This window comes from Runella sp. R0.1_18 (assembly GCF_057652155.1).
The window spans coordinates 112,723-130,770 of sequence record NZ_JBYFCK010000019.1 but is presented as its reverse complement, the minus strand read 5'-3'; the positions used below and the strand labels follow the sequence as shown (position 1 = coordinate 130,770).

The following is an 18,048-nucleotide window of genomic DNA, read 5'->3' as shown; positions in this document are numbered from 1 at the left end:
CTGCCTCGCTTTCACTTATGAGCTCTACATAGTTTTTCATTATACAAATATACGTCAACTTGATATGAGTTTAGTATTAGCAGTGCGAAACTAGTAGAAGTAAGCAAACCGTGAACTCACACACCAACGATTATGACGAACAAAGTAGCAATAATAACGGGAGTCACAGGCCAAGACGGCGCTTACCTGAGCGAATTACTCTTGGCGAAAGGCTATACCGTTCATGGTATCAAGCGGCGGAGTTCCCTCTTTAATACCGAACGAATCGATCACCTGTACGAAGACCCGCACGTAGAAAACCCTCGGTTTATTTTGCACTACGGCGACTTGACCGATTCGATGAATTTGACTCGTATCATTCAAGAAGTACAACCTGACGAAATTTACAACCTTGCGGCCATGAGCCACGTCAAAGTAAGTTTCGACGAACCCGAATACACCGCAAACGCCGATGGCATTGGTACTCTGCGGATTTTAGAGGCCGTGCGCTTGTTGGGATTATCCCACAAAACCAAAATTTACCAAGCTTCTACCTCCGAACTATACGGGTTGGTACAAGCCATACCACAGTCCGAATCCACACCATTTTACCCTCGTTCGCCCTACGCAGTCGCCAAAATGTACGCGTATTGGATCACGGTCAACTACCGTGAAGCTTACGGGATGTATGCCTGCAACGGGATTTTGTTTAACCACGAATCTCCCCTGCGCGGCGAAACCTTCGTGACGCGTAAAGTGACGCGGGCGGCGGCAAAAATAGCCATGGGGCTACAAGATGCATTGTACATGGGGAATTTGGACGCCCAGCGCGATTGGGGCCACGCCAAAGATTACGTGGAGGCTATGTACCTCATTTTACAACAAGAAACGCCCGAGGATTATGTGGTGGCTACGGGCGTAACCACCCGCGTACGGGATTTTATTCGTAAGACTTTTGCCTTTTTGGGGATTACGCTCGACTTTACGGGTGAAAACGAAAACGAAATTGGCACCATAAGTGCTGTTGACGCAGCACGTCTCGACGAATTGGGCATTGCTTTGGGCAATCACTTGGCACTTGGCACCGTGGTAGTGAAAATTGATCCTCGCTACTACCGCCCCACTGAAGTAGAATTACTGATTGGCGATCCGACCAAAGCAAAGGAAAAACTAGGCTGGACGCCGAAACACACGCTCGACATGCTCATTGCTGATATGGCGATGTCTGACTTGCGTTTGTTTCAAAAAGATAAACTTTTACTCGAAGAAGGATTTAACGTCCTGAACTATTATGAATAATTCTCTTTTTACTCACTAACCATTATTAGTAGAAAGAGCTAACAACGAAGGGCTCTATATTACTCAACGTAATTTCCCCTCGTACATATCATGACCGCAAGCTAAGTCCAACCGGGACTGAAAGGGCGAAGCCGTAAAAAACATAGTAACTCGAAAGGTGTTTTTGAGTTAGATGGGAGAGGTATGTTTGATTACGTATATATTATGGCGTTAGTAACCTCACCCCCCTGCCCCCCTCTCCTTTTAGTAGAGGGGGAGAGTTTGGCCCGCAGGGCAAAGGTATTTTATTCGACAATTTGCATTTAAACACTCGACACTCAAAAATATGCCTTGGTTTGTACTCTATACAAAGTCTCGAAACGAGAAGCTGGTGGCGGAAAGACTAACTGAAAAAGGAATTGAGGTGTATTGCCCCATGCTCAAAACCAAACGAAAATGGTCAGACCGTATCAAGACAGTAGAAGAACCACTTTTTCGGTCTTATTGTTTTGTCCGACTCGAAGAACACGAACGCAGTAAGGTATTTGATGTGCCTGGCGTGGTGCGCTATTTGTTTTGGCTCAAAAAACCTGCTATCGTGCGCGATTCGGAGATTGATACGATTGAGCGAATGCTGGGGACTTACGACCACCAAGCCATTAAAGTGGAGCGCTACGAGCTCAACACGCCCGTTACCATCAGTTCAGGTGCTTTTGCCAATGCTACGGGTGAGATAGTAGGTCAGCAGGGCTCGGTGTTAACGATTCAATTGGACTCGCTGGGAATGGTGTTGAAGGTGGACTTGACGAAAACGACTGTCAACCCCACCCTAGCCCTCCCCTCTTAGGGAGGGAACTGGTTTTTTCTCAAGAAAAAACAGAACTTTTAATTTTCCACAGGAAAAAACACAAACCAAACAACTCCCTCCCTAACAGGGGAGGGCAGGGGTGGGGTTCAAAAGCAGTATCAATAACAAAAAATCAAATTATTCAAGTAAATTTGAAATCTCATTTAAGATTTACTTGAATAATGATAGAAAGAACACTCTTTTGCTGGGTAGTTCTATAATTTTATAATTACACCTTCTTCGCATGATTATCAACCTAATCCACGGTGGCAGGTGTGTACGTTAGATACGTTGTGGGGGTATTTAGCTCCGTTGAAGCTATTGAGATAACCCCACCCTAAGGAGGTTCAAAAATATGTCCATCATCCACGTAGTACTATCAGGAGGAGTAGGCAGCCGTCTTTGGCCCTTATCGACCAAAGAACGTCCGAAGCAATATTTGCCGTTGTTTGACGACAAAACGCTGTTTTGCCATACCGTAGAACGCAATCGCCCCTTTTGTGAGCAGGTGATTGTAGTGGGCAATAAAGACAACTACCAATTGAGCCGCAACGAGCTTGAGTTGATTGGACTGACGGACTACACCGAAATCGTGGAAGCCGCCCCGCGCAATACCGCAGCGGCCATTGCATTTGCGGCCTTTTCCGTGGCTCCTGAGGCCATTTTGTTGGTGACGCCCTCCGACCACATCATCTCCAACGAGAAAGCGTATTCTAACGCCTTTAAAAGCGCTTTTCAGTGGGCTAAAAACGATTATTTGGTGACGTTTGGCATTACACCCCACAAACCAGAAACGGGCTACGGTTACATTGAGTACGACGGCAACGAAGTGAGCAGCTTCCGCGAAAAACCAGACGCACACACCGCGACCCAATTTCTGGAATCAGGGAGGTTTCTTTGGAACAGCGGGATGTTTTGTTTTAAAGCGGGGATATTTTTGGAAGAACTCGCCCAGTACGAACCTGAGCTGTACGCCGCCGCCCAGCGCGCCTGGCAAAAGCAGCAAGGGGGATTTATTCCTTCCTTTGAAACCTTGGCCATCCCCTCCAAAAGCATCGACTACGCCGTGATGGAGCGCTCGCAACGCATCAAAGTAGTACCTGCAACCTTTGAGTGGTACGACTTAGGCTCCTACGAGGCGCTGTGGGACTATTTTGAAGCCCAAGGCCATACACACCATTTTAAAGGGAATAACATGGTGATGCAAACGAGTCAAAAACGGGTGGAATTAGTAGGAGTAGATGAATTAGTCATAGTAGAAACAGAAGATGCGATATTGGTAATGCAAAAGCAAGAATCTCAAAATGTAAAAAAACTACAAGAAAGTTTGGAGAGAAGAAATAAACAGTAATAAAATATTACGTATTGTAATAAAAAATATGAGTACAAAATTTTTACTTTGTGATGATTGGTTTAAGAACTCTATATGAAAAAAATATACAAGATAGAAGTTTATTTCGATTCTATCTTGGGCTAATACCTCGTTTTTTTCAATTTTTAAAGCATGAACGAGCTCGAAAAGTTGCTAGAAAAAAAGGGGCGATTATTGGAGAAAATGTTGTATTGCCAATGTTACTGGCAAAAAAATCTAATAAAAACTTAATTATTGGAAACAATACTTCAATACAAACACATTTAATTGACTTAAGAAGTCCTGTGACTATTGGAAATAATGTTATCATAGGTAATAATACAGAAATAATTACTACTTCTCATAACATTGACTCATCAGAATGGGAACATAAATATTATGGTATAACAATTGAAGATTATGTGTGGATACCTACAAAAGTTTTGGTACTACCATCATGCCAAAAAATTGGTAAGGGAGCTGTAATAGGCAGTGGAAGTGTAGTAGTAAAAAATATTAATGAAATGTCAGTCATGTCGGGAAATCCAGCAACAGAAATTCGTAAGAGAAAATCTATCCATTCAGATTTGGTAGTTGAATCAATGCTAGGAGGGGATTTTATAAAGTATTTAAGTGTAAGAAAAAATAAAATCTAAGTGTCTTTAAAAAAAAGAATTTTAAAAAATGGTATTGCTGCCTTGTTTCAAAAAGGAATAAAGGTTGCAGAACAATTATTGTTAGTTCCGTTTTTTATAAAATATTGGGGAGCTGCTTATTATGGCGAGTGGCTGACGTTGACAATTGTACCTGCTTCACTAGCATTAGCTGATTTTGGTTTTGGAACAGCGGCTGCTAATAGCTTTTTATTAACATATGCTTCTGGTGATAAACAAGGTGCGGCAAATATAGCTAGAACAGGGATATACATTTTGAATTTTGTAGTAGTAGGAGCAATATTTTTGTCACTTACAATAATTTTTATATTAAAATATTTTGGAACATTTGACAAGTTAATTATTCCTAGTTATGAGGCTATTTCAATTTTAATGATACTTCTTTTGACGAGAATATTAAACTTTTATAATGCACTATTTGAAGCACATTTTAGATCTGCAAGGAAGGCAAGTATAAGTATTAATTTCCTGACATGTATTGCGTTATGTAATATTTTGATGGGGTTAATAGTATTGATTTCAGGTGGGCGAGGCCTTCACTATGCTTGGGGAACTTTCATGGTAGTGTTGATATTTAACCCCATCTATATAATTTGGGGACGAAAAATATTAGGGCTAAACAGAAATTACAATGGAATAATAGACAAAGCACTTATCAAGCCGCTGTTGAAAAAAGGCTTTGGTTATTTTTTATCCCCAATTTGGCAAGCAATATATTATCAAGGAATGACTTTTGTGATACGGATTACCCTAGGAGCTGTTGCAGTTACTGTATTTAATACACTACGAACATTGGTTCGTTCATCGGCTCAGGCATTTGGGATGACTATTACAGCTGTATATCCCGATTTTCAATTTGAAATAGGAGCAAAAAATTATGATAATGCTAGAAAAATATTTGTACGAGTTTTATTTATAAATCTGTTAATGGCTATTGGATTTGTTATTAGTTTGTCATTGTTTGGTAAACAAGTATATCAATGGTGGACGAAAAATAGCTTAGACGTATCACAAAATATTTGGATTTTTTTTATAGTTGGAATTCCATTTTATGCTACATGGTTTACATTTTCTTTTATTTTTGAAGCATTAAACAAACCATATATAGTGACTGTGTCAGGATTTATTTTCTCAATATTGAGTGTTATTATTTCTTGTGTTTTGTCTAATTTTATAGATTTATTGGGAGTTGTAGTTGGGTGTTTATTTTTTGACATCATAATGAGCGTATATTTGCTAAATAAAATAAAAATATTTGGTTTTAAAAACCTTATAATAATTCAAAACAAAAATTTGATTTAAAATGCGAATAAATATAGCTGCATCTCATCGATTTCATTTGCTTGATTTAGCTAGAGAGCTTGAATATCAAGGACATGATGTTTGTTTTTATTCATATGTTCCTACAAAAAGAGCTATGATGTATGGGCTGAAAAAAAAAAATTCTGTATCACTTTTTTATTTAATGATTCCTTTTTTGGTATTAGTAAAATTAAGTAAAAGTACAAGTTGGTCTATCAAGATTAAAAATTTAATATTAGATTATTGGTTGTCATGGTTTATGCGTCCTTGTGATGTTTATATTGGGTTAGGCACTGTTTATGAAAAATCGTTTACTGTCGCAAAAAAAAAATTTAAAGCGATAACTATTTTGGAATGGGGTAGTAAACATATTGTTGAAGAAAATAAAGCTATTGGAAATAGTATAGATTTGAATGATTACTTTGTGAACAGAAGCATAACAGGTTATAATTCTGTTGATTATATTTCCATTCCTTCTAAACATGTAAAAGAAAGTTTTCAAAAACATGGATTTTGCAGTAATAAACTACTAATGAATCCTTATGGAGTTGATTTTTCGGTATTTAAACCTACAGAAATTAGTGCTACTGATGTTTATGACGTAATAATGGTAGGAGGATGGAGTTTTAGAAAAGGGTGCGATTTAATTTGTGACGTTTTTAAAAATAGCACTTTAAGGTTTCTACATGTGGGCCCAGTAGTCGATTTGCCATTCCCAAAAGAAGAAAATATGATACATTATGAGCCTGTTGAACAAAAAAAATTAATTGATTTTTACAAAATGGCAAAAATTTTTTTACTACCCTCCAGAACAGAGGGATTAGCAATGGTTCAAGTTCAAGCTATGGCATGCGGCTTACCTATTGTATGTTCAAAGGATACTGGAGGAAATGAGTTGCAAAACTTTCTAACTGATAAACGCTGGATTATAGAATTTGATAAAGCCGACCCAAATAAAATTAGGTGTAGTATAAATGAAGCTATACAATTAGCTGATACACAAATCGGTTTAAGAAACTATGTAGGTGATGATATTATAAATCTTACTTGGAAAGCCTATGGAGAAAGGTATAACCATATTATAAATAAAATATTCAATGAAATATAATATTGTAATATTAAAAGAAAATATAACCAAGTTACTTGTATTTTCGTGCACCATTGAGCTTGTTTTTTATTTTAGTTTTGATGTTTTAGCAATAATTTTATTCATATCTATATCATGGTTTTTTTCTTACAAATTTGTATTCACAAAGCATAATGTAAAATATTATCCCCTACCAACTTTTTTATTAATAGGCTATACTTTTTTCTATATTATACTTCCTGTTCCAGCAACACTTATTGAGTTAAAGCCTGTGAATTTTAACCTTAAAAATTCACTTGATACTTTTTTTCATATTCTTGCTTTAAATGTTTGTCTCACATCCACTTTTGGGTTATATAAGAGAGTAATTTTAAATAATAAATTGAGAAGTATTCTTAAAAATACCCAGTTTTTCAGGGTTTTAAGTAACAGAGAAATTATTGTACTATCAATTTTAGGGTTAACAATTTCGTCTTTAGATATTTTAATTTATGGCAAATGGCATAATGACGAAGTTGTTATTAAAAAACATTTTGTGTTTGAAATGTTTGGTTTTTTTAAAGCATTTACAGTTGCATCATCATCTCTGATACTACCCTATTTTAAATTAAATAAATCAAAAAGTAAGAGCAGCATTTGGATTGTAATTTCTATTTCAACAATAATTTTTTTTGTAGGAATTGCCGCAAATGTTAGAACAACATCAATTAGTTACATTATTCATATATTCATATGTGCTTTTTTTTTGTATCTTTTAGATAAACCATCGATAAAAGTACGCACTTGGTTAATAGCAGTTGTTTTGATAGGAATTGTACTTTTTGAAGATATATCACGTGCGATAGTTATTTCAAGATCCGAAAAAACTAATATGTCTGGAATTGAAATGTTAAATAAAACTTTAGATGTTTATAATAATAAAGAATTGTTAGACAAGTATAAAAAAATGAATGAAAATAAAAACGTAATAAGCGCAAATACATGGGATGAAAGATATATTGACAATAGCTTACTTTCTCGTTTTTGTAGTGTTAAAACAATAGATGAAACTATTTATTATTCAAAAAAAATAGGGTTCAATAATGAAAAAATGTTAAATAATTATTCGTTGCAAATATTAATGATTCTACCAGCAAGAATATGTTATTTTTTAGGTATTTCTGAAAGTGAGAGAAAAAAAATAATTGGCTACAGCGAAACCGATTATTTATATTCTTTAGCAGTAAATGATGTAAGTGGACTTGGAAATTTTAAAATTGGATCAATACAAGGGCTGGGATTGGCAATGTTTGGATATTGGTATTTAATTATAGTTTCATTTTTATTTTTCATAATATTCTTTCTACTTGACTCAACTACAGATATTGTAAAGGGAGAAATCGTTTTTTCTTTGTGGGCGTTTATTAATCTATTTTTTGTTTTTTATCTGACCTCACCTGGGCATAACTTTCATACCGAATTAAGGTATATTATTAGAGGTTTCTTTGAGTCTATTTTTTTTTATTTGGTTGGTCTATACATTTCTAAGAAGTTTATAAAAATGAAATAGTTGTTTTTTAAAAGGTACTGATGCCCTATTAGTGATAGTTGATGAGGACTTTGTCGCATAAACAACCCTTAAAATTGCTTAAAAGTACAAAGCACTGTTAACTTTGAGATTGCCAAACCATCAAAGTAAAAATCACAATGAGAACCAGTGTTTGCCTAAAATACAATTTTTACTCCTAAAATGGTGAAAATGCGCCTAAAAAGCGCTAAAAATCAAGTTTAAACGTTGAGAAACGCTATTGGCTTACTAATTAGCCTGATTACAACCAAGCATTAATTCAATGAGGCCGCCTCCAACTTTTGCTTGACTAACAGACGCTGCAAAATTGGTATTGCAGCGGTCAACGCCGTCGTGGGAAAGTCTATCGTTACAGCGATGCCCTCATTGAATGTGACTTACAACTTAAATACATTTTGGGCTTAGCTTTTCGACAAACACATGGTCTATTAACAAGTCTAATAGAGTTGATAGGAAGATGGGAATGAACTTACAAATACCGAGTTATAGTTAATTGTGCCGTAGACAAGTCTAGCTTAGTTAACAATTGACTGCAAAACGATAACCCACAATGCTTATATGTAGTGGTTAATTCGCCAGGGCTTAAAGTATACGGAGAAGGCGCCTTCTTTAGATTTGTGTTATTAAGTAAAACCAAGAAACTGGTAAGTTTACTTTTCAGTTGTTGAGCAGGATATAGGCACTTTAAGGAGCCGCTTGTGTAGAACTCATTAGTCAAGCAGGGCGTCCCGTTGCGTAGTGATTAAGGATAAAATCTCAACAACAGTTTGTAAAACTACACAAACTCTTAATATCACTCATCATGGAAGTGCAGTATTTTATTGGTATCGACGGCTCCAAAGAAAGCTTGAATTGGGCTGTTTGCAGTGCCAATAAGATTATCTTAGAACTGGTCTCAGGCAACGACGTCATGGGCATAACCAAAGTAGTACTAATCATACGACGAAAGTTGAAGATTGCATCCGCCATTTTCTGTATGGAGCCCACTGGAATTTATGATACTCAGCTATTGAAATATTTACTGAGGTGTAAAGCCTTAATTTGGTTGGAATCAGGTAGCCAAATCAAACATTCTATGGGTGGTGTTAAATGCAAAAACGATGTAGTGGACGCTCAACGAATTGCATGTTACGCTTATGAGAACCGCGACGAAATCAAACTTTATGTGCCTACAAGGGCTATCATTGACCAATTAGATAATTTACTTTGCCTTTGTGACAGATTAGTAAAAGTGAGTCAAATTTGTTTAGATTGAGTGAGCGGCAGTCTTGTGAGGTCAATAAAGGTCTATCAAAAGACACTAAAAAGACTAGAAATAGACTTAAAATAACTAGAAAATAGACCAAATTAATAATGCAATAAAACCCATTCTAAGTATAAATTCAATACAAAGAAACCTATTAAAATAAGATTTTTTATAATATTAAAAATGTATTTACTGATTTTTATGGTGAGTAAATGCGTATTTTGCTAATATAGGTATTTTTATGTTTAAAAATTTTATATTTTTTGATTGTAAGTGTAAATATATTTGTAGTATGGTTATTCTGTAAGCGCAAGTTTTACTCACCCTTAATTTTTCTATTAAATTTTTCAACATATATCCTTTAATGAAAGCACTCACTATAATATTAAAAATAATTAGAAAGCTCTATAGATTAGTAAATAAAAACGATTTTAGTTCACTAAAATCGTTAGAAATAAGTAGGGAAAAAGCGAACGAAATAATATATAGTTTATTAATTGATTCTTTTCCAATAATGATATCTAGATTTGGGACTACTGAGTTGATAACTCTAAATAATTACCTTACTATAATTAGTAATGATAATGTTTTTAAAAAAATTTTAAAATATATTTCGGATAACACACATTTGCCTTGGTGGCAAACTGAAAACTTTAAATACTTGAGTGTTTATTCTGGTGTTTTTCCTCCAAATAAACAGACTGCTATTCAATTCTCTCAACGTTACATCCAAGATGTTCCAATGATTGATATATTAGGTTCATTTCAGTATTATGAAAAATTTATTCCACTAAAAAAAGACATAATTAGAACTCATTTAGAAACACTTTATCCATTTTTTGTCTCAAATCCTTGGACTATTTACTTGAAAAATAAGAAAGTATTGGTTATACATCCTTTTGAATCGACAATACAATTTCAATACCAACGCAGGAAACTATTATTTGAAAACTCAAATATTCTTCCTGACTTTAATTTAATTACTATGAAGCCTGTTCAATCTGCAGCTGATATGGAATGTGGTTTTAAAAATTGGTCTGAAGCTCTACAATATATGGAAGTTCAAATTAGCAAAATTGACTTTGATATTTGTTTATTAGGCTGTGGTGCTTACGGGCTGCCACTTGCAGCTTTTATTAAAAATAAATTAAATAAAAATGCTATTCACCTTGGTGGGGGATTACAGTTGTTATTTGGAATAAAAGGAAAAAGATGGGATGATCCAGATTATGGGAAAAAACAATATTCAAAATACGCTGGGCTTATGAATGTACCATATAGTTCTTTATATAATGAGTACTGGATAAGGCCTCTTAAAGAAGACACTCCAAAAGAAGCTCATAAAATTGATAATGCAACATATTGGTAATTTGTAACTGTTTAGGTATTCCATTGAAATGTAAAACACAGAAAATCAGATATTTGCTATTGTAGTTGTTAGCGAAGGGCTTAAAAATATCGCATTTTCTGAATTTTTAAGACTTACTTTTGTTGAAATTTGTACTATTCTAATTAGGTATTTGTTTTTTTGTTATACTTTTTAATAAAAAGAGCACCTAAACAGTTACGATAATTTTTAGCTGTTTAGAGATTGTTAAAATATAATATTTTAATAGTTGTAGCTTTTTGAATTTAAAAAATTATAAATATATTACACAAATTATATGAAATGTAGATTTGATAGAGTGGTAAAATCTAAAACTATGCTTTTACCTTACTTGATAGCTAATTTTGGGTAATTTGTTTTTTAATGTACAGGCTTTCTTGTATAGTTAGGATAACATAGAAACTTTACAAGGCATAGCTCTAACAAACGAGGATTTTTCCAGTCAAGGCAGGTTATTTGGGGTAATTTAACCCCATTATCTGTTCTACATATTTTAAAATCTATTGTATTTCATACTTATTGAGTATCCATGCAACAAAGCTTATTGTATATGTCATTTTTAGTGTTGTATTTATTCTTAAATGGTTGTTCATATAACTAAGAATAATTAAACTGTATATATAATATTTACGGCTTGCCATTTTATAATATTTATATGTATTTACAAAAAAGTATATAATATTATTTACTAAACATGTAAAAAATATTAATGAACTGCAAGTGCTTTTTAAAAGTATTTCTTTAGAGATATTTATTTTTTAGAGAAAATATTTTATTTGTTAAATAAAAATAATTTCGTAAAAGAAATCACACTTTTTTTACAAAATTATTGAAGAATAAACACCATAGGTAATCGATTGTAGGAGGATTTTTGTTTTTTTTGATATACATAACCAAATGCTTTATACTATATTGATTTTAACTCCAAATATATTGTATATTGAATTATTTTGCTTTGGTTCTTGTTTTGTAATGAGTAATATTGAATTAATAAACCTGAAAAATACAATTTAATATAAATGAACAAAAAAGCTGCATTATTAACTTGTTTTAATAGAAAAGAGAAAACATTCAATTGCTTGAATTCTTTGTTTAACATATTGCAGGACGTCGATATATATCTAGTGGATGATGGTTCTTCCGATGGCACTTCTAAAATGGTAAAAGAGCATTTTCCACAAGTTAATTTGATTTTCGGTAGTGGTAACCTATTTTGGAACAGAGGTATGCATTTAGCTTGGCAATATGCTGCACCAAAGAACTACGATTTTTATTTATGGATTAATGATGATATAGTTTTATATAACAATGCCCTAGATGAGTTGATGGCTTGTTCTTTAATATGTAATCACCAAGGTATCATTTCAGGGGTTGTTGAAGATGAGAGTAAAATGAATGTTTTATATTGTGGTACTGATCAAAAGAAACAGCTTGTAAAACCTAGTGGGACAATGTTGCCTTTATATCACATGAACGGTAATTTGGTACTTATTCCTAAGTATGTTTATCAAAAACTAGGCAATCTAGACCCTTTTTTTCATCATGATTTAGGAGATGTAGATTATGGCTTACGAGCAATAAAAATCAATATTCCTATTTTATCTACAAGATTAGCAGTTGCTTCAGGGACGCATAATTCAATAAGTAGATTGCGTCTAAATAATTCAAACATATTTGGACGATTTGTAAATCTATATTCGCCGTTAGGGAACCCACCATTAATCAACTTTTATTTTAGGAAAAAACATTACGGTTTATTTAATGCAGTATTTTATTGGTTTTTCCTACATTTTATTAATATTGTTCCAGATAAAGTTAATAAGTTTTTATTTAAAAACAAGTATTCTTAATAAATGAAAGTTCTTCATGTAATATCTAGTTTAAATCCTATAAAAGGTGGGCCAGGGCAAGCTATTAGAAATGTAATTCCAGAACTAAAGACTTTAGGAGTGAGCAATGTAGTGACTTGTTTAGACGCAGAAGATGCTACTTTTATTAAGGAATCACCTTGTCCTGTTCATGCTTTAGGTGAAGTAAATAATGCTTGGCACTATCATCCTAGGTTAATGTCTTGGCTAATTAATCATCTGGTGAATTTTGATGTGGTAATCGTACATGGGCTATGGCTTTACCATAGTTATGCCGTGTACAAAGCTTTAAAAAATCTTCAAAAGAAGGGGGAACGTACTCCCAAAATGTACGTAATGCCGCATGGAATGTTAGACCCTTGGTTTCAAAGGGCAAAAAGCCGTAAACTAAAAGCCATTAGAAATTGGGGATACTGGAAGTTAATTGAAAAACATGTGATTAACGGAGCTAATGGGATTTTGTTTACATGTGAAGAAGAATTGAGACTTGCTAAAGAGCCTTTTCAACCTTATATACCTAAACGGGTATTAAATGTAGGTTTTGGTGTACAACCTCCCCCAGAATGGTTTTTTGCTATAGAATATGCCTTTTACATGCAATGCCCAAAAGTGCAAGGTTTTTCCTACTTGCTTTTTTTGGGACGTATCCATGAAAAGAAAGGGCTAGATTTATTATTAACAGCATATTTGCAGCTTAAAAATAAAGGTTTAAACTTACCTGATTTAGTGATTGCAGGACCTGGTTTAGATACATTTTACGGGAAACAAATATTGAAGTTGGCACAAAATGACTCCAATATCCATTTTGTAGGTATGTTACAAGGAGACGCAAAATGGGGTGCATTTTATGGGTGTGAAGCTTTTATTCTGCCCAGTCACCAAGAAAATTTTGGAATTGCGGTAGTTGAAGCTATGGCTTTAAAAAAACCTGTTTTAATTTCAAATCAAGTAAATATTTGGAAAGAAATCGAAAGAGAACAAGGAGGGATAATTTCAACTGATAATATTGAAGGGGTTAAACAACAAATTATTCAATGGATTTCACTAACAAGAGAACAAAAAGCAGCTATGGGAAACAATGCCTATTTTACCTATACAAAACATTTTTCAATTGTAGAAGTTGCTAAAAAATTTGTTGACGTTTTTACTGGACAATAAATTAAACTGTTAATAATGAGAGTTACAATTATTTTAGGGGCTTTTTTTCCAATCCCTCCTATAAATGGAGGTGCAGTAGAGAAAAGGTGGTTTGCAATGGCCAAAGAGATGGTTAGACAGGGGCATGACGTAACGATTATTTGCAAAAATCACCCTTTGACACCAATTAAATCTGAAATTGTTTCTGGAATTTTAATTGAACGAGTGAAAGGTTTTTGTTTTACTAAATATCAAATATTATTAAAAATTTATGACTTTATTTATACAGTTTTAGCATTAAAAAAAGTAAGTGTTGAATCTGATATTATAATTTCAAATACTTTTTTTTTTCCAATAATAGCGAGTAAGTCAATTAAAAAAAAATTACTTGTTGATGTTGCACGTATGCCGAAAGGTCAAATAAAACTCTATATTAAATCTAAATATATAAGGGGGAATTCTAGTTCAGTAGTATCTGCAATAAAACGAGAATTAAGTTATGATTATTACAGTAAAATTGTACATATACCTAACCCTTTACCATACTCAGTTGTAAAGAAAGATACAAATAAATTAAAATCTAACAAAATACTCTATGTGGGAAGAATTCATAAAGAAAAGGGTATTGATATTATGATAAATGCTTTTAAAATATTGAATTTAGAGAATTATGAGCTGCATATTGTAGGTTCTCATGATATTACTAATGGGGGGAGTGGCGAAAGTTATCTAAAATATTTGAAAAATTTATGTAATTCAATGCCCAATATTTACTTTAGAGGGGGGATATATAATTTAGAAGAACTAGCTAATGAGTATTTAGAAAGTAAAATATTTATTTACCCATCTATTTCTGAAATAGGTGAAACATTTGGTCTAGCACCTTTAGAAGCTATGTCTTACGGGTGTGTTCCAGTGGTTTCGGATTTATCTTGTTTTAAAGATTTTATACAACATAATTATAATGGTTTAATATTTAATCATAGAGAAAAACAAAAAGAAGTTAATTTGTCTATTCAAATAAAAAAACTAATTCAAGATAGAGTATTTTTTGATAATCTGTCAAAAAAAGCAACAGAAGTAAATGATTCACATTCTATAAATAAAATAACTAAGCAATTTGTTGACTTGTATGAAAATTCATTATCAAACAAATAGATTTAAAAGCCCTTGGCCATTATCCCATAAAATTAAACAAATAACTTGGGAAATAACTTGGGCATTATTGTGCTCATGGACACCTAAACCTTTTAATAAATGGAGAATTGTTGTTTTAAAGGTTTTTGGTGCTAAAATTTATGGGAAACCATTCGTTCATCAAAGAGCAAGAATTCAAATACCTTGGAATATTATATTGCATAATAAAGCATGTATAGGTGACAGAACTAATATCTATTCATTAGGATTAGTAATAATTAATGAATATGCTACCATAGCTCAAGAGGCTTATATATGTACTGGTACTCATGCCTTTAATATGCCTGAAAAAAACCTTATTACAAAGCCTGTGATTATAGGAAAAAATGCTTTTATTGGTGCAAGAGCTTTTATTTTACCTGGTATTTCAGTCGGCGATAATGTAATAATTGGAGCATGTAGTGTAGTGACAAAAAATATTAATGATAATCTTATTGTTAAAGGGAACCCTTGTAGATAACCATCTTAACTTGAATTAATAAGTATGATACTTTTAAATACTCAATGATTGAAAAAATATTGTTGAATTTATTAAAAAAGCCAAAGTATAATTTTCCATGTATTAAGTATAACTATCTATCATAAAATCGCCTATTGACTTAAATTTTCCTTGGTGGTCATATAAGGCAATTGAGTTTGTAGATACAATTGTAGAGAATAAAAATATTTTTGAATTTGGTACTGGTGGTTCAACTTTAAGGTATTCAAAATTATCAAACTCGATAGTTTCTGTAGAAGATAATCTATCATGGTTAGAAATAGTTAGAGAAAAGTTGTTAAATAATGGAGTTGAAAATGTTGAAATAATGTATGAGTTTTATGATTTTAAAAATGGTAAAAATTTTGAACAAAGTGATTACCTTAAATCCTTTGATAAGAATTCAGATAAATATGATATTATAATTATTGATGGCCAGGATGAAACATTTAAAAAACGAATTAAATGCTTCAAATATGTAGAATCGAAGGTTAAAGTAGGTTCGTATATAATTGTTGACGATTTTTGGAGATATGAGGAGTTATTAAGTTGTAATAGGGCTAAAGAAATAAAGGTTTTCGAATCGGTTGGGCCGTGTAGGTATGGAGTTACATCTACCGCTGTATTTTTATATTAAATGGTATCTATACTTATTCTCACTAAAAACGAAGAACATGATTTAGCCGAGTGTTTAAACTCCGTGAGCTGGTGTGATGATGTTCATGTTTTTGATTCGTACAGTGAGGATAAAACACTTGACATTGCTAAGTCGTACGGTGCTATAATCACTCAAAGAAAATTTGATAATTATGCCAACCAGCGAAATGCTGCCCTGAGTACTCTTCCTTTCTTATACGATTGGATTTTTATCTTAGATGCCGACGAACGGATTCCTCTAGTACTGAAAAACGAAATAGAAAAAAAACTTCCTCTACTCGCTGAATCTACAAACGCTGTGCGTATTCGTAGAAGAGATTTTCTTGAAAATACATGGCTAAAACATGCCCAGCTATCGCCTTACTATGTTCGATTGATAAGAAAAGGAAAAGCTAAATACCACCGTGAAATCAATGAAGTACTTGAAGTTGAGGGGAAAATAGAGGAGTTTAGTAGCTATTTTGATCATTATCCTTTTTCTAAAGGATACACGCATTGGCTAGCCAAACATAATACATACTCTTCCATGGAAGCAGTACGTTGGATAGAAGAACATAAAGGTAACTTTGAGTTTTCCATTAAAAAGGCACTTTTCAGTCGCGATTTTTCGGAGCGCCGTTACCACCAAAAAGGATTATTTTACAAATTACCTGGGCGTCCATTCATCAAATGGCTTTACATGGTACTTGGGCGTCGTGCTTTTCTGGATGGCAAAGCAGGGATTACCTACGCTTTTTTGCAAGCAATTTACGAATATTTTATTGTTATTAAAACCAGAGAATTACAGCGTAAATCTCCCCGCTAATGCCCGCTTTTTCGCGTCTATTTGTCTTTGGTTTGGTCTTGGTTGGGATAGGGGTTCTTCTACTCAGCTGGCTTCCCGACCCCGATGTAGGCAACGTTCTGCCTGTACCCGCCGCAATTAGACAGTGGGTCAATGCCAACGGCAATCTTCGTACGGCTGTTCCCTTTGTGTTGTTAGGTATGTTGGGGGAAGGGTTACTGCCGCCCCACCGCTTCAACCTCATGGCTCGACTCAAAATGGGGGGCGTGTTTTTACTGCTTGTCGTCATTGCCGAACTGGGTCAGTTATGGCTTCCCAAACGCCACTTTGACTGGGGAGACATTGGATACGGTGCTTTGGGCACGGCCGTGGGCATGGGGATAGGCTTTGGTCTTAAACATTGGTTTTATCGTTCTCAACGTCATATCTAAACAAACACTCCTATGACAGCTATTTTCACACCTTCTGAGCAAGTTTTAGGCATTCCGTTTTACAAAGGCACCGCTGCCGACTGTTATCAGCGGCTCCACCGCCACGGCGGGCTGCTGACTGCCCCCTCGGGGCCAGGGCTTGCCACCGTGTTTAGTGACCAAGTCTATTACCAGTCGGTTTTGGCCTCCGACCTCGTGATTCCCGACAGTGGTTATTTGGTACTGCTGTGGAATACGTTTTTTGGTGGCAACCTCACGCGGCTTTCGGGGTTAGAGTTTATCAATTATTTTGTTGAAGCCTTTCCCCGTGAGTGCCAGCAGCGGTTGTTTTTGGTCAACCCAACCCAAAGCGAGCAGGATGCCAACCTTCGGTACTTGCGTAGTTTAGGCATCCACCTGACCGAAGATGACTGCTACATTGCCCCGCACTACCGACAAGGGGCGATTGTGGATAAGGTATTGCTGGCAAAATTGGAGGAAAAGCGTCCCCAATGGGTATTGATCAACATTGGCGGAGGAGTGCAGGAAATCCTGGGCGCTTGGCTCAAAAAAAGGCTGAGTTATTCGCCCGCTCTACTGTGTACGGGGGCGGCTATTGCCTTCAAAACGGGCAAACAAGTAGCGATTCCCAACTGGGCCGACCGCGTTTATTTGGGTTGGTTGTTCCGAATCGCCTCCGATCCCCGCAAATATTACAAACGTTACTGGGAAGCCGTACCGCTGGCCAAGCTGCTCTGGGTACACAACCGAACGGCGCGTTGGTTTTAACACCACACAT

17 protein-coding genes are annotated in these 18,048 nt (G+C 34.6%); all 17 read left to right on the top strand.

Going from position 1 to position 18,048, the window contains the following annotated elements; translation table 11 throughout:
- Nucleotides 1–132 precede the first annotated feature (132 nt).
- The 17 genes from gmd (at nt 133) to AC23P2_RS25140 (ending at nt 18,038) form a co-directional block, all read left to right on the top strand.
- Nucleotides 133–1,278, top strand: coding sequence for a GDP-mannose 4,6-dehydratase (gene gmd, locus AC23P2_RS25220; RefSeq protein WP_487775759.1), 1,146 nt, complete (start codon nt 133–135; stop codon nt 1,276–1,278).
- Between the two features lie 325 nt (nt 1,279–1,603).
- The gene (locus tag AC23P2_RS25215) at nt 1,604–2,104 is read left to right on the top strand and encodes a UpxY family transcription antiterminator (RefSeq protein ID WP_487775758.1); all 501 of its coding nucleotides are present in this window, start codon (nt 1,604–1,606) and stop codon (nt 2,102–2,104) included.
- 355 nt (nt 2,105–2,459) lie between these two features.
- The gene (locus AC23P2_RS25210; protein WP_487775757.1) at nt 2,460–3,455 is read left to right on the top strand and encodes a mannose-1-phosphate guanylyltransferase; all 996 of its coding nucleotides are present in this window, start codon (nt 2,460–2,462) and stop codon (nt 3,453–3,455) included.
- Between the two features lie 53 nt (nt 3,456–3,508).
- Complete coding sequence (locus tag AC23P2_RS25205) at nt 3,509–4,111, top strand: acyltransferase (protein WP_487775756.1); 603 nt, start codon at nt 3,509–3,511, stop codon at nt 4,109–4,111.
- Nucleotides 4,112–5,431 (top strand): hypothetical protein, encoded by a 1,320-nt coding sequence (locus AC23P2_RS25200; protein ID WP_487775755.1) that lies wholly within the window; start codon nt 4,112–4,114, stop codon nt 5,429–5,431.
- A 1-nt stretch (nt 5,432) separates the two neighbouring features.
- Nucleotides 5,433–6,539 carry a glycosyltransferase family 4 protein gene (locus AC23P2_RS25195; RefSeq protein ID WP_487775754.1) on the top strand — a complete coding sequence of 369 codons (1,107 nt, stop codon included), beginning with the start codon at nt 5,433–5,435 and terminating at the stop codon, nt 6,537–6,539.
- A complete protein-coding gene (locus AC23P2_RS25190) occupies nt 6,529–8,067 on the top strand; it encodes a hypothetical protein (protein WP_487775753.1) in 1,539 nt (512 codons plus the stop codon). Before AC23P2_RS25195 ends, AC23P2_RS25190 begins: the two co-directional genes overlap by 11 nt.
- Nucleotides 8,068–8,384: 317 nt before the next feature.
- Nucleotides 8,385–8,552 carry a transposase gene (locus tag AC23P2_RS25185; protein WP_487775760.1) on the top strand — a complete coding sequence of 56 codons (168 nt, stop codon included), beginning with the start codon at nt 8,385–8,387 and terminating at the stop codon, nt 8,550–8,552.
- Between the two features lie 335 nt (nt 8,553–8,887).
- Entirely contained in the window at nt 8,888–9,340 is a 453-nt protein-coding gene (locus AC23P2_RS25180; RefSeq protein WP_487775752.1) for an IS110 family transposase, read from the top strand.
- A gap of 355 nt (nt 9,341–9,695) precedes the next feature.
- Nucleotides 9,696–10,700, top strand: coding sequence for a hypothetical protein (locus AC23P2_RS25175; RefSeq protein WP_487775751.1), 1,005 nt, complete (start codon nt 9,696–9,698; stop codon nt 10,698–10,700).
- Nucleotides 10,701–11,737: 1,037 nt separating this feature from the next.
- Entirely contained in the window at nt 11,738–12,568 is an 831-nt protein-coding gene (locus AC23P2_RS25170) for a glycosyltransferase family 2 protein (protein WP_487775750.1), read from the top strand.
- 3 nt (nt 12,569–12,571) lie between these two features.
- Nucleotides 12,572–13,744: a glycosyltransferase gene (locus tag AC23P2_RS25165; RefSeq protein ID WP_487775749.1), complete on the top strand. Its 1,173-nt coding sequence runs from the start codon at nt 12,572–12,574 to the stop codon at nt 13,742–13,744.
- Between the two features lie 15 nt (nt 13,745–13,759).
- Nucleotides 13,760–14,881, top strand: a complete 1,122-nt coding sequence (locus AC23P2_RS25160; RefSeq protein ID WP_487775748.1) for a glycosyltransferase family 4 protein — start codon at nt 13,760–13,762, stop codon at nt 14,879–14,881.
- A complete protein-coding gene (locus AC23P2_RS25155) occupies nt 14,856–15,380 on the top strand; it encodes a DapH/DapD/GlmU-related protein (RefSeq protein ID WP_487775747.1) in 525 nt (174 codons plus the stop codon). Before AC23P2_RS25160 ends, AC23P2_RS25155 begins: the two co-directional genes overlap by 26 nt.
- Nucleotides 15,381–16,035: 655 nt before the next feature.
- A complete protein-coding gene (locus AC23P2_RS25150) occupies nt 16,036–16,860 on the top strand; it encodes a glycosyltransferase family 2 protein (RefSeq protein ID WP_487775746.1) in 825 nt (274 codons plus the stop codon).
- A complete protein-coding gene (locus AC23P2_RS25145) occupies nt 16,860–17,270 on the top strand; it encodes a hypothetical protein (protein ID WP_487775745.1) in 411 nt (136 codons plus the stop codon). The genes AC23P2_RS25150 and AC23P2_RS25145 overlap by 1 nt, the downstream gene beginning before the upstream one ends.
- A 12-nt stretch (nt 17,271–17,282) precedes the next feature.
- Nucleotides 17,283–18,038, top strand: coding sequence for a WecB/TagA/CpsF family glycosyltransferase (locus tag AC23P2_RS25140; RefSeq protein WP_487775744.1), 756 nt, complete (start codon nt 17,283–17,285; stop codon nt 18,036–18,038).
- Nucleotides 18,039–18,048 lie beyond the last annotated feature (10 nt).

Coding starts and splice junctions, on each gene's coding strand:
- gmd (WP_487775759.1), top strand. CDS start 133: ATGACGAACAAAGTAGCAATAATAACGGGAGTCACAGGCCAAGACGGC.
- AC23P2_RS25215 (WP_487775758.1), top strand. CDS start 1,604: ATGCCTTGGTTTGTACTCTATACAAAGTCTCGAAACGAGAAGCTGGTG.
- AC23P2_RS25210 (WP_487775757.1), top strand. CDS start 2,460: ATGTCCATCATCCACGTAGTACTATCAGGAGGAGTAGGCAGCCGTCTT.
- AC23P2_RS25205 (WP_487775756.1), top strand. CDS start 3,509: ATGATTGGTTTAAGAACTCTATATGAAAAAAATATACAAGATAGAAGT.
- AC23P2_RS25195 (WP_487775754.1), top strand. CDS start 5,433: ATGCGAATAAATATAGCTGCATCTCATCGATTTCATTTGCTTGATTTA.
- AC23P2_RS25190 (WP_487775753.1), top strand. CDS start 6,529: ATGAAATATAATATTGTAATATTAAAAGAAAATATAACCAAGTTACTT.
- AC23P2_RS25180 (WP_487775752.1), top strand. CDS start 8,888: ATGGAAGTGCAGTATTTTATTGGTATCGACGGCTCCAAAGAAAGCTTG.
- AC23P2_RS25175 (WP_487775751.1), top strand. CDS start 9,696: ATGAAAGCACTCACTATAATATTAAAAATAATTAGAAAGCTCTATAGA.
- AC23P2_RS25170 (WP_487775750.1), top strand. CDS start 11,738: ATGAACAAAAAAGCTGCATTATTAACTTGTTTTAATAGAAAAGAGAAA.
- AC23P2_RS25165 (WP_487775749.1), top strand. CDS start 12,572: ATGAAAGTTCTTCATGTAATATCTAGTTTAAATCCTATAAAAGGTGGG.
- AC23P2_RS25160 (WP_487775748.1), top strand. CDS start 13,760: ATGAGAGTTACAATTATTTTAGGGGCTTTTTTTCCAATCCCTCCTATA.
- AC23P2_RS25155 (WP_487775747.1), top strand. CDS start 14,856: ATGAAAATTCATTATCAAACAAATAGATTTAAAAGCCCTTGGCCATTA.
- AC23P2_RS25150 (WP_487775746.1), top strand. CDS start 16,036: ATGGTATCTATACTTATTCTCACTAAAAACGAAGAACATGATTTAGCC.
- AC23P2_RS25145 (WP_487775745.1), top strand. CDS start 16,860: ATGCCCGCTTTTTCGCGTCTATTTGTCTTTGGTTTGGTCTTGGTTGGG.
- AC23P2_RS25140 (WP_487775744.1), top strand. CDS start 17,283: ATGACAGCTATTTTCACACCTTCTGAGCAAGTTTTAGGCATTCCGTTT.